10 protein-coding genes and 1 pseudogene are annotated in these 12,294 nt (G+C 69.8%); 9 read left to right on the plus strand and 2 right to left on the minus strand.

What is annotated here, in order from left to right; all coding sequences use genetic code 11:
* The first annotated feature begins 47 nt into the window (after positions 1-47).
* Positions 48-962, plus strand: coding sequence for a transporter (locus OG361_RS06875; protein WP_405852430.1), 915 nt, complete (start codon positions 48-50; stop codon positions 960-962).
* Positions 963-1,122: 160 nt separating this feature from the next.
* On the opposite strand, the gene OG361_RS06880 is transcribed toward OG361_RS06875, so the two are convergent.
* Positions 1,123-2,499: an IS1380 family transposase gene (locus tag OG361_RS06880; protein ID WP_405862119.1), complete on the minus strand. Its 1,377-nt coding sequence runs from the start codon at positions 2,497-2,499 to the stop codon at positions 1,123-1,125.
* A gap of 221 nt (positions 2,500-2,720) precedes the next feature.
* Positions 2,721-3,470: a DNA-methyltransferase gene (locus OG361_RS06885; protein WP_405852431.1), complete on the minus strand. Its 750-nt coding sequence runs from the start codon at positions 3,468-3,470 to the stop codon at positions 2,721-2,723.
* 636 nt (positions 3,471-4,106) lie between these two features.
* On the opposite strand from OG361_RS06885, the gene OG361_RS06890 reads away from it, so the two are divergent.
* From OG361_RS06890 to OG361_RS06925, 8 genes and pseudogenes are all read left to right on the plus strand, one after another.
* A complete protein-coding gene (locus tag OG361_RS06890; RefSeq protein ID WP_405852433.1) occupies positions 4,107-5,234 on the plus strand; it encodes a C40 family peptidase in 1,128 nt (375 codons plus the stop codon).
* Between the two features lie 75 nt (positions 5,235-5,309).
* Positions 5,310-5,618 carry a DUF6112 family protein gene (locus OG361_RS06895; protein WP_039649441.1) on the plus strand — a complete coding sequence of 103 codons (309 nt, stop codon included), beginning with the start codon at positions 5,310-5,312 and terminating at the stop codon, positions 5,616-5,618.
* A complete protein-coding gene (locus OG361_RS06900) occupies positions 5,618-6,304 on the plus strand; it encodes a hypothetical protein (RefSeq protein ID WP_405852434.1) in 687 nt (228 codons plus the stop codon). Before OG361_RS06895 ends, OG361_RS06900 begins: the two co-directional genes overlap by 1 nt.
* Positions 6,305-6,334: 30 nt before the next feature.
* Positions 6,335-7,715: pseudogene (locus OG361_RS06905) on the plus strand (ATP-binding protein).
* Between the two features lie 90 nt (positions 7,716-7,805).
* Positions 7,806-9,275: an SCO6880 family protein gene (locus tag OG361_RS06910; RefSeq protein WP_405852436.1), complete on the plus strand. Its 1,470-nt coding sequence runs from the start codon at positions 7,806-7,808 to the stop codon at positions 9,273-9,275.
* A 43-nt stretch (positions 9,276-9,318) separates the two neighbouring features.
* On the plus strand, positions 9,319-9,774 hold the full coding sequence (locus OG361_RS06915; RefSeq protein WP_405852437.1) for a DUF6238 family protein: 456 nt from the start codon (positions 9,319-9,321) through the stop codon (positions 9,772-9,774).
* A gap of 19 nt (positions 9,775-9,793) precedes the next feature.
* The gene (locus OG361_RS06920) at positions 9,794-11,299 is read left to right on the plus strand and encodes an ATP-binding protein (protein ID WP_405852438.1); all 1,506 of its coding nucleotides are present in this window, start codon (positions 9,794-9,796) and stop codon (positions 11,297-11,299) included.
* 285 nt (positions 11,300-11,584) lie between these two features.
* Positions 11,585-12,262 (plus strand): hypothetical protein, encoded by a 678-nt coding sequence (locus OG361_RS06925; protein WP_405852440.1) that lies wholly within the window; start codon positions 11,585-11,587, stop codon positions 12,260-12,262.
* Positions 12,263-12,294: the final 32 nt, after the last annotated feature.

The raw sequence follows: 12,294 nt of genomic DNA on the forward strand, positions 1-12,294 counted from the left end.
CGTGGACTCAATTACATGTTCTGAGATCTGAGAGCCATGGGGGACGTATGAGCAACCTGAAGGTCTTCAGGGTGAGGGGCGGGGAGGCCACCGAGGTGCCGGGAGCAGCCGTGGGAGTCGAGGTCGAACTGCAGCGGCTCATCGAGGCCAACATGGAGACGATGCTCGGCATCCGCTTCCTGGCCACCGAGCACCGCACGGGGCGGCACGGCAGTCGGATCGACTCTCTCGGGCTGGACGAAACCGGCACGCCGGTGATCGTGGAGTACAAGCGGACCCGGGACGAGGCCGTCGTCGTCCAGGCGCTCTCATACCTGTGCTGGCTCCAGGATCACCACCACGAGTTCGAAAAGCTGGTCGCGGGGAAGCTCGGCGAGTCGGTGGCCGAAGAGATCGACTGGAGCGCGCCCAGGATCGTGTGCATCGCCGGCGCCTTCACGTATCACGAGACGGTGGCGGTGGAGATGATCAGCCATCGGATCGATCTGCTCGCCTACCGAATCTTCGACGACGCTCTGACCCTGCAACTCGTCACCTCTACCGGCGGCACTCGGACCACCGCGCGCGGCAAGACCCTGCCTGCGGCGCGCTCCGCGTCATCGTCGTCGAAGACGTTCCAGCAGTACCACGACGAGTCACCCGCGGACCTCAAGGAGCTTTTCGCGGATCTCGACGAGCTGTTGTTGTCGCACCAGGACGTGATCAAAGAGCCGCAGCTCCACTACGTCGCCTATCGGCGCTTCACGAACGTCGCCACGGTGCGTATGCAGCCGCGCAAGAGACAGGTCGTGATCAACCTGCGGCTGGATCCGGGAGCGGTCGAGTTGCAGGAAGGCTTCTCCCGAGACATCAGCGGCGTGAGCGCCCTCGGTCTCCGTGGTGGCGTCGAGGTGCGGATCAGCTCGCGCGAGGAGCTCGCGCGGGCGACCGATCTGATCCAGCAAGCTGTCGAGGCGACCTAACCTCGATCTTTCGTGACGGTCCGTCGGTTCTGCTGGCGGTCCGTTTCGGTGTTCGGGCTGGTCGTGGGCATGTTCATGTCCCGGCTGTCGCGTCGGGTGGGCGCCGGGTTCCACGATTCCGGGCGGTGTGCTGCTGGTCGTAGGGGCGGGAACGTGCTGGTCAGCCAGGGTTCGGGAGGGTTTGGAGTCGTTCCAGTGCGTCGGTGATCACGTCGGTCCAGGGCCAGTGGCGCGCGAACCTCAGGCACCTGCGGCGGGCGGTCGTAATGATCTGGGCGGCGGCGCTGAAGAGGCGGAACCTCAGGCGGCGGGGCTCCCACCTGCGGGCTTTTCCGGTCAGGGCGAGCATCGGCATCCAGGCGAGCAGGTCGAGGGCGAGCTGGACGATCTCCAGCCAGATCTGGTTCTGCGCGGTGTCCTGCAGGGGGAGGTTGCGCAGGCCGGTGGCCCGCGCGCTTCGGATGCGGTCCTCGGCGCGGGCCCGCTGGCGGTGACGCAGCTCCAAGGACGCAATCGGGACATCCACGGTGTTCGTGGCGAAGCAGGTCAGCCGCAGGCCGTCGGCATCGGTGATGCGCAACTGAGCGCCGGGGTGAGGTCGTTCCTTGCGGACAATCAGCCGCATCCCCTTCGGCCAGCTCGTGAGGCAGTCTCCGTCGACCTCAGCGACCCAGGCGCCGTCGCGGACCTCGCCGTCCGGCTCGACAGCCGGCGTCCAGGCCGACGGCGGCACCTTCAAGACGGCCTGGTGGATGGCGTCGGTGAGGGTCATCCCGACCGAGTACGACAGCCACCGGCCACGCTGGGCGAGCCAGGCCACGAACTCATGCGTGCCGCCGCCGGAATCGGTACGGATCAGCGTCTGCCGTCCGCGCTGGTAAGTCTTCGGCAGCTGGGCCAACGCCAGCTGAGCGGTGTGGATGTGATCGCTCGCGGTGTTCGAGCCCGCGTTGCCCGGCCGCAGCCGCCCCGCCACCGGCTCACCGGAGCCACCTGGGCCGTGGTCGACGAAGGCCATGAGCGGGTGGTGGCCGAAGGTCTTCTTCCAGGTCGCGGTCGCGTCCTGTTTCTCGGAGTGCGCGAGGACCAGGACGCCGTCGATGTCCACGATCACCTGCCCGCCCGCGTCCGGCGCCACCTCGCTGGCCAACTTCCACACCCGGTCGCGGACTTCGGCGCGGGCCGCGCGGATTGCCGTCAGCGTTCGCCTGCCGCCCGAGGCGAGTGTGTCGATCAGACGGGAAACCGTCGGGTCGGAGGCCACCGGCCCGAACACACCCGGCTCGGCCCGCAGCATGGCGACGTCGGCCAGACAGTCCCCGCCGAGTGCAACCGTGAGTGCCACGTCGAGGAGGATCTTGCCGGGGTCGTGCACGGCCCGCGGCTTGCGCCAGGGCGCCAACCCCGCCGATATCGCCGCGTCCAGACCGGACTTACGGATCGTCTCGACCAGCAGCACGACGCCGGCCTGCGAGACCACACCGCGACCACCCCCCTCGACACGGACACGCGGATAGAACCCGATACGCTTCTTCACCTGGGAAGTGCCTCCGGCTGGTGCGGGAACAAGGACCTCGACAATCCTCATTCTCGCTGGTCAGAGGCACTTTCTGCTGTTCTGATCACCTGCCGGACAGCCCGCTTCATGAAAGCGCGAGGCTAAAGCCCTCCTCGCGGCAAAGGGCGGCTGCTCCACCAACATGACGGAGCAGCCACCCTTTTCTGCGTTCTGGTCCTGCCGCCTGGGGCTTTTCGGTCTCACTCTTCAGGCCCGGCGAGTTCGAAGTCGTCCCGGGTCAGTGCGCTTCGGAGTCGCTGCTCAGCGATGGCCGCGTAATGGTCGGAGAGTTCGACGCCGACGAACTTGCGGCCCTCGCGCAGGGCTGCGACGCCGGTGGTACCGGAGCCGGTGAAGGGGTCGAGCACCGTTCCGCCCGGCGGGCAGATCTTCACCAGCTCCTGCATCACCTCCACGGGCTTCTGCGTGATGTGCACGCGGTCCTTCCGGGGCTGGCTCGCGGTGTAGAGGCCAGGGAGGTAGACGGGGTTCCGGTCGGGGTCGACCGGGCCCTTGGTGCCCCAGACGATGTACTCGCAGGACTGCTTGAGCCGGCCCTTCTGCGGTCGGGAGACCGGCTTGTGCCACGAGGCGATGCCGCGCCAGGTCCAGCCGGCGGCCTGGAGCGCGTCGGTCGTGGTGGGCAGCTGCCTCCAGTCGGTGAAGACGAGGGCCGTACCGGACTCGACGGTCGCCCGGTAGGACTCGGTGAGCAGGAGGGTGAGCCAGTAGCCGTACGACCGCTGGTCGCGGTTCTCGCCGGGGAAGTTGGCGAGGTCGTGCTCGGCGTCGCCCGAGGTGTACTTCGCCCGGGCGCTGCGGCCGGTTCGTTCGCCGCTGGTTCGGCCGCCGCTGTTGTAGGGCGGGTCGGTGATGACGGCATCGACGCTGTTGTCGGGGATGCCGGCGAGGGCGGTCAGCGCGTCGCCTCGGTGCAGGGTGTACGGCATTGCGCGGTTCTCTCTTTCCGCAGGGATGGGGCGTGCGCTGATTCCGCGTTCCCGGAATGCTGCACACGTCACGGAGCCACTCCCGGGGGGCGCCAAAGGCAGCCATCTAGGGATAGCGATGGGTGGAGATTAACCGTCGTTCCCGGCCGTACCTAATGATGCTCTGGGTCCAGATGGCAGGTCGGGGTCGGCCGTCAAGGTGTCGTTTGGTGCGGCCGGAATTCGTCTCTACAGTCTCGCCGTGTTCGACCGACGGGGCCCAGCTCCTGGCCTGTTGAGCTGTGCTGATGCGTGCTTCCTCGTTCAGATGGCGCCACGCCAGCACCCCCAAAGGATCTGGCATTTCGGCGGGAGGGATCTCCATGTGGCGCGTGAGATTACGAGCGCGGCTGGCTGCCGCATCCTAGTAAGAGGGATTCCAGGGGACGAGAGTTAGCCGCTCCCGACCTCTGGTCTCTCCATTCCCTGATCTCAGGTGATGTGAATCCCTGACCGGTGCGGTGCCGGTGACCTTATCGACGAGAACCCCGGCGCCGCGCTACCTACGAACAAGGAGTTGCTGATGCAGCATGCCCACGCACGCCCGTCGCCGGAGCCCGTCTCCCGCCCCCAGCCCTTGGCGGACGGCCCGCGACCGTGAAGGCGGGCGCGGCGATAGTCGGGGCCGTGGCGCTCGGCCCGCTGCTGCTCGTCGCCCCACTCGTGATGGCTGTTGCTGGTGCCGGCAGCGCCCAGGCCGCCTGCGCGGGCAGCGATGCGCAGGCTGTGGATTCCGCAGCGGTCGCCAAGCAGGTGGAGTCGATCCTGAAGGGCGGCGGCAAGGCCGCGGTGTCGGTCCCGGGGTTGGACGATCCCGCGGACCAGATCCCGAACGCCAGGACGATCCAGGCCACCGGTGTCGCCATGAAGGTGCCGGCACGAGGTCAGATCGTGGCGCTGGCCACGGCCCTGCAGGAGTCGGGGCTGCGGAATCTGGACTACGGCGACCGTGATTCGCTCGGACTCTTCCAGCAGCGCCCCAGCCAGGGCTGGGGAACGGCCCAGCAGGTCCGCGATCCGGTGCACGCCTCGACGAAGTTCTACGAGTCGCTGTTGCAGGTCTCGGGCTGGCAGTCCATGACCGTGACGCAGGCCGCTCAGGCGGTCCAGAAGAGCGGCTTCCCCGACGCGTACGCCAAGTGGGAGCCGCTCGCCACGGCTCTGCAGAAGGCCATCGCCACGTCGCTGTCGACGGGGTCGGGCTCTGGCACCGGCAACAGGGGCGAGCAGGTGGATCTGGCGCCTGGAGGGTGCGACACCGGTGAGGACGGGGAAAAGTTCGGTCCGATCCCCGCCGGCTCCGTCCCCGAAAGTTACGAGATTCCGGCTGACGCACCGAAGTCCGTTCGTACGGCAATCCGTTGGGGTCTGGAACAGCTCGGAACTCCGTATCAGTGGGGTGGCGCTTGCACCGCTCCGCGCGGCCAGGACCCGATGGGGCGCTGCGACTGCTCGTCGCTGATGCAGGCGTCGTACAAGGCCGGCGGCATCTCGATCTCCCGGACCACGTACACGCAGGCCAATGAGGGCAAGGCGGTCAGCGTCCAGGCTCTCAAACCGGGCGACCTCCTCTTCACTCGCGGCACGGCCGAAGTCCCGGAACACGTGGGGATGTTCATCGGTTCCGGACTGCTCCTGCACGCCCCGCGCACCGGCGACGTGGTCAAGATCTCGACCCTCGCCGACTGGCGGCCGGACGTGCTCGCCGCCCGCCGGGTCATCTGACACCCGGCCTCTCTCTCCTCTCCTCGCTTCACCCTTCCGGGCCCTCGCGCACCCAAATTCGTACTGGAGTCCTAAATGAAGCTCATTCAGCACGCCCAGATGCTGGCGTACAACCCCGGCGTCACACCGAGCGAGGGTGGCCTGCCCGGTCTCGACGTCCTCAAGAAGGTCATGGGCAGCATCAACCTGTTCGGCATCATCGCCACGGTCGGCGCCCTCGCCATCTCCGCCATCGTCTGGGCCTGGGGCCACCACAGCGGCGGCCACCAGGCGGAGGCCAACGGCAAGAAGGGCACGGTCGTCGCCGCCGGCTGCGCCCTCCTGCTCGGCGCGGCCAACGGCGTCGTCGCCTTCTTCTCGGCGATGGGGACGCAGGTTCACTGATGCCGAAGGAACGTCTCTCCTCCGCCAGGACTCGGCGGCATGGCGCCCCCTCCTTGGTTCTGCGCCGCGCTTCGATCGGCGGCGTCGTCCTCGCCGTTCTGCTGGCTGTCGCCGGGCTGGTCGCGTACGTCACCCGTACGGAGAGCCCGGCCCCGGCGAACACCGCCCCGGCGCCGTCGCCCTCCTCGGCGCTCCCCTCCCCGGCCGTCACGACGCATCACGGATCGGCGGCGGCCGCGCCGCCCAAGACGACCGATCCGATCGAGTTCGCCAAGGCCGCCACCAAGGTCCTGTGGACGTACGACACCCGGTCCTCCTCGCAGGCCGAGCACTTGGCCGGCCTCAAGCGGTGGATGACCGGCGAGAAGAAGTACGCCGACTGGAAGTCGGTCACGGACCAGGTGCCCACCCCGGTGCTTTGGTCGCGGATGCGTGACAACGGGCAGCATGCCAGCGCCAGTGTCGGCGAGGGGCACTTCCCACAGGCATTCAAAACCGCCCTGGCCCAGGACCCCGGCGCCATCACCGAGGCGTACGTCTACGCCGTCACGGTCACCGGCAAGCAGTCCATCGCCTGGAAGGGCTCCGGAGCCGGAGCCGAATCCCGCTCGACGACCCTCGCCGTCCAGTGCCGGCCACGACACGACTGCGCCCTCGTCGGGGTCCTGCCGAAGGTCTCGCCGTAATCACCCCAACCTATGAAAGGAGGTGCGCTCATGGGAACTTGTGACCTCCCTCTGATGAACACGGTCTGCGACACCGTCGGCGGCGTGGTCGGCGCGACCGGCGAAGCCGTCACCGACGGCATCGGCGCCTGGATCGCCAAGTCGATGGGCGAGATGGCCCAGGCTGCGGCGGACCTGGCCTCGAAGGCCGTCGACAAGACCACGGCCGTCGATCTCGACGCCGAGTGGTTCAGGAGCAACTACGAGCTGATCCTGCCTATCGGCCTCATTTTGACCGTCGGCACGTTCTGCCTGCAGCTCACCCGTGCCGCCTGGCGCCGGGACGAACGCGCCCTGGCGCAGGCGGTGTACGGGACCGTGGCCGGAGTGTTCTTCGCCTTCGCCGCCATCGCCTGCACCACTGTCGCGATCACGGTGGTCGACGCGCTCAGCGCCAGCCTCTTCAAGGCGGCCAACAGCTCCGTGGACGACGCCGTACGCCGCATGATCAAGGTCAACGAGCTGGGGGCGATGTACGGCCTGGGCTGGGGCGTCCCCGCCCTCGTCGCACTCGGCTGCGCGGTGGGCGCCTTCCTCTACTGGGCGGTCATGGTCGCCCGCAAGGTCGGCATCATGGTCCTGGTCACCCTGGCCGTCTTCGCGGGGGCTGGCGGGGGCTGGGAGGTCGCGCAGCGCTGGCGGCGCGGCTGGATCGAGGCGACGAGCACCCTGATCGTCTCCAAGCTCCTGATGACGATCGTGTTCCTACTGGGCGTCTCGGCCATGGGCAAGACCGACGCTAACGACGGACTCGGCGCCCTGGCGGACGCGATCGCGGGCATGGTCGTGATGGTCCTGGTGCTGCTCTGTCCCTACGCCACGTACAAGTTCGTGCACTGGGCGGCCGATGGCGGCGGCCATGACGATCTGCACCGCACCGGTATCGCGGGGATGGCGGTCGCCGCGGGCGCGGCAAAGACCGCGGGGCAGCTCGCGGTCCAGGCCGGCACGGGGATGCGTGCTCCGCAGGGACCGGCGAAGGTGCCGGGCCAGGGGTCGGACGGTGTCGCCTCCGGGATCGATCCGACCGGCGGATCCGGCGGTGACGCTGGTGACACCGGGCCGAAGCAGACCCACTTCCGCTTCGGTGAGGACACGGGCGCAACGGGCGACAAGGGCCGGGCGCTGATCCGTCGACCGCCCACGGACGGCGATCGCGGAGTCCCGCTCATCCAGCGCTCCGGTCAGAACCACGCGGCCGACTCGACACCGGCAGTTTCCGGGGGCGACGCCGCAGGGCGCTTCGGTCGCGCCGCCGCAGGTCACGCACCTGGATCCGCCGGCACCACGGCGCAGTGGACCTCCTCCGGAGGGTGGCGCCACGCCGCAGCGGTGGATCTATCCCGGGCCAGCGGATCGATCGGGCTCGTAGCCCGTAGCTGACGGGGCGGGCCGAGATCCCGCCCGGCCCGCCCCGTCTTCCTCTTCTTCCCTCTCTTCACGCTCCAAGGACGGCTTCGCCATGCTCCCTGACGCTCCACACCCCGACGGCCCGGCCACGGTCAAGTTCCCTCACCGCTCGCGCCGGGGCGTGCTGCTCGGGCTCTCGGCCCCTCAGCTGATCGTCGTCGCGGTCTGCGGTCTGCTCCTGCTCGGCGTGCTGCTCACCTCCGGCGTGACCGGAGCGCTCAAGCTCATACCGCTGTGGGCTCTGGTCCTCGCGGCGGTCTTCGTCCGCCACCGCGGGCGCGCGCTCGCCGACTGGGCACCGATCGCGATCCGGTACGCGCTTCGCCGCTTCCGGGGCCAGCTGGTCTGGCTCGCCCGGCCGTCCACCCGACCGCGGCGCGAGGGCCTGCTCCACCTGCCCGGCACGGCCGCGTCGCTGCGGGTGGTCACCTCGCCGGACGGCCGCCTCGGCGCGGTACACGATCCGCACCACGCCACTCTCACCGCCGTGGTGAAGGTCTCCTCCCGCGCGTTCGCCCTGCTCGACCCCGCCACCCAGAACGGCAACGTCGCCGGCTGGGGCCGCACCCTGGCCGCGCTCGCGCGCACCGGGCACATCGCCCGCGTCCAGGTCCTGGAGCGCACCGTCCCCGACTCCGGCGACGCGCTCAACCGCTACTGGCACGAGCACGGCAACGCACACACCCCGCTCGCAGGTCAGGTCTACAGCGACCTGCTGGCCGCCGCCGGCCCCGCCGCCGCACCCCACGAGGCGTACGTCGCCCTTGCCCTCGATCTCAACGCCGCCCGCCGCCTGATCAACCAAGCCGGTGGCGGACTCACCGGAGCGTTCGCCGTCCTGGCCCAGCTCGCCTCGACCTTCGACCAGTCCGCCCGTACCTCCGGTCTCACACCGAGCGGTTGGCTGGCCGCAAGTGAGATCGCCGCCGTGATCCGCACCGCGTACGACCCCAAGGCGTCGGCCGCCCTCGACCGGTGGTCCGACTCGGGCCGGCCGCAGGCCGACCCCGCTGCCGCCGGGCCGGTCGTCCTGGTCGAGAAGGCCGACCGGATCCAGACCGACTCGGCCCACCACGCCACGTTCTGGATCGAGAACTGGCCGCGCATCGAGACCAACTCCGGCTTTCTCCACCAGCTCCTTTTCACCACCGGCGTCCGCCGCACCCTCTCGCTCACCTACGAGCCCAAGGGACTCGACGCCGCCCTCAAGGACGTACAGCGCAAGAAGGCCACCGTGATCGCCGACGCCGCCGAACGGGCCCGCAAGGGCCAGGTCGACTCCGAGGAGGACTCGGTCGAGTACGCCGACATCAAACAGCGCGAGCGCCAGCTCATCGCCGGACACGCCGATGTCGCACTCACCGGCCTGCTCACCGTGAGCGCGGACACCGACGAGGAACTCAACGCCGCCTGCGCCGCCATCGAGACCGCGGCCGTCGCCGCCCTCGTCGACCTGCGCCTGCTGACCTGGCAGCAGGCCGAAGCCTTCACCAACGCCGCCCTGCCGCTCGCACGCCCGTAGCCCGGCCCAGCACCACCGCCCGCGCTCTACCGAAGGGCACCCCATGCCGACCGAACCCCTATCCGAACTGGCTCCGGACTTCGTCCCGTTCGCCACCGCCGCGCTCGACTTCCACCGGGCCATCAACATGCCCGTCGCCCCGGTCGCCGCCGGCCGCACCGAACTGGACTCCCTGCATGCCCACCTGGTCGCCCTGTACGGACTGCTGGACGCGCACACCGCGCGAACCTCTCCCGTGGACGCCGCCGAGGGCGACCACCTGAGGGCCTGCCGTATCCGGCTGTGGCAGGCGGCCGAGCACCTCCACGCCGCGTATCACGCGGCCCCGCACCCGGTCACCGGCCGCCTCCCCACGCGGGAAGCGTGCCGGGCCCGCCTCCCCGAGGGCGCCCCCGACCTCACCGTGTGCCAGCGCCACCTGGCCACCGCCGCCCGGGTCCGCCGTTCCCACACCCCGGCCGATCTCCGCGACCCCTTCACCGGCCTCACCCGCCACTGACCACCGGAGCACCACCGGCATGTCCACTCGAACCACCCGAGCCAGCGCCAGCCCGCTCTTCGTCCCCCGCAGGACCGACCGCCGTACGGCCCGCGCCGCTCGCGACCAGTTCGCCGCCGCCCGCGACAAGGCCCGCCACGCCAGCCAGCCCGAAGCCCGCCGTACCGAGACCGGCGCCGATTCCGAGCTGCGCGCCACCTATCCGACCGCCGGCCGCCCTGGTCCCGCCTCCGCCCGTGGCAGCCATCTCAAGCTCCCGGCCCACCGGATGACCACCGCCACCGCTTCCGGCGCCTACCCCTTTCTCGCCGAGGGCGGCCTGGGCGGCCAGGGCATCTATGTGGGCCGCGACGTGCACGCCGAGGCCGCCTTCACCTACGACCCGTTCGCGCTGTACGGGCGACTCGACGGATTCACCAATCCCAACATCCTGCTCGCCGGGATCATCGGCATGGGCAAGTCCGCCCTGGCCAAGTCCCTCGCCGTGCGCGCCGTGGCCTTCGGCTACCGCATCTACATCCCCTGCGACCCCAAGGGTGAATGGACCGTGGTCGCCCAGGCCTTGGGCGGTCAGACCATCGCCCTCGGCCCCGGCCTTCCCGGCCGGCTGAATCCGCTGGACGCCCCTGCCAGGCCGTTCGGCGTCAGCAAGGAGGACTGGGCAGGCGAGGCCCGCAAGCGGCGCCTGCTTCTCCTGGGATCGCTCGCGAAGACGGTTCTGCGGCGCGATCTGCACCCGATGGAGCACACCGCCCTGGATGTGGCACTGAACCAGGCGGTCACACATGCCGAAGCCGTCGGGACCACGCCGCTGCTCAGCGACGTGGCGTATGTGCTCGGCTCACCTGAGCGGCTCGACGCCGCACTCGGTGACCTGTCCGGACGGCTCGGACGGGCAGCCGAGGACCTGGCCCACGCGCTACGGCGCCTCGTGCACGGCGACCTGGCCGGCATGTTCGACGCGCCGAGCACAGTCGCGTTCGATCCGGCCGCGCCCATGCTCTCCATCGACCTGTCCCGGCTCGGCGGGGCCGGCGACGACACCGCGCTCGTCCTCGCGATGACCTGCGCCTCCGCCTGGATGGAGTCCGCGCTCGCCGACGCCAGCGGCGGACGGCGCTGGGTGATCTACGACGAGGCATGGCGCGTGATGCGGCACGTCGCCCTCCTGGAGCGCATGCAGAGCCAGTGGAAGCTCAGTCGAGGACTCGGCATCGCCAACATGATGGTGATCCACCGCATGAGCGACCTGCTCACCGCCGGCGACGCCGGCTCCCGGGGGCGCGCACTCGCTGAGGGCCTGCTCACCGACTGCTCCACCCGCATCATCTACCGCCAGGAAGCCGACCAACTCGGCTCCGCGGCTGGCCTGCTGGGCCTCACTGGTGTCGAGACCCAAGCCGTCTCGGCCCTCACCAAGGGGCGCGGCCTGTGGAAGGTCGCGGGTCGGTCGTTCATCACTCAACATCTGCTCCATCTGCGTGAACGCGAGCTGTTCGACACGGACGCCCGGATGCATGCCTGAACGATGCGCTCGTGATCAGGGCCCTATCAGGGGGAGCCGACACGTCGCCTCGGCTCCCCCTCCCCGCCAGCCGCACACCCTTCGTACAGGAAGTCATCCCCATGCACCTGCAGCGCACGATCCGTCGCGGCCTGCGCCGCCTCGCCCAGCTCTACGCCGACGCCGCCCGTGCCCACACCACACAGAGCCGTATCCCTGTGACCACAGGACCCTCCGCTCCCATGGCATCAGCGCGACGAGCAGACAACCGTCGCCCTGCCGAACACGAGGACGGCGCGACCCCCCATGGCTGAACTGGCGTGGATATCGCTGGGCAAGCACCCGGAGCTCGGACTCACTGCCTCCACCGCCCATGACGACCTCGGCGCCGCGCACCAGCTGCTGCTCGACGCCGGCTTCTCCACCGGGAACCCCGACTTCGCCTACGTCCTCGGCGACAATCATCCGGAACAAGTCCGGGCGACGCTTCAGCAGCTGTACACCACTGTGGCCAGCCACTACGTCGCCATCGACGACGCCTCGCTTGACGAACCCGCGCGCACCGTCCCGGCCCCACTCCGGAGTTCGCAGCCCGCGAAGCACCAACCCGTCCCATCACCCCACCGACCGGGCCCACGGCAGGATCTCGCGGAGTTCGCCGAAGACCTGTCAGCCCGACTCCCCGGTTCCTGGGCCTTCGCCGTCCACGAGCACGCAGCGGGCGCGGGCCAGTTCCCGCTCATCGAGCGGGTCTGGGGTCGCGGGCACGTGAGCTGGGCCCTCTCCGAGTTCGCGCCGCACCGGGTTGCGGTGCTCAGCGGCGAGTCGGGCGTCGAGCTACTGGTCATCGACCGGCCCCAGCGCCAGCATGAGTTCCTGGTCGCTGCGCTGGAGCCACGGGGCAGCGGGTTCGCCGCGACCACCGAGACGCCCAACGGCATCGTCGTGAGCGCCGACCCGGCGCGAGCGCGGCGTCCCAGGTGACCACCCGCCTGCTGCCCCTGTACGAGAAGGCC

The sequence above is a fragment of the Streptomyces sp. NBC_00090 genome, assembly GCF_045160815.1.
GTDB lineage: Bacteria > Actinomycetota > Actinomycetes > Streptomycetales > Streptomycetaceae > Streptomyces.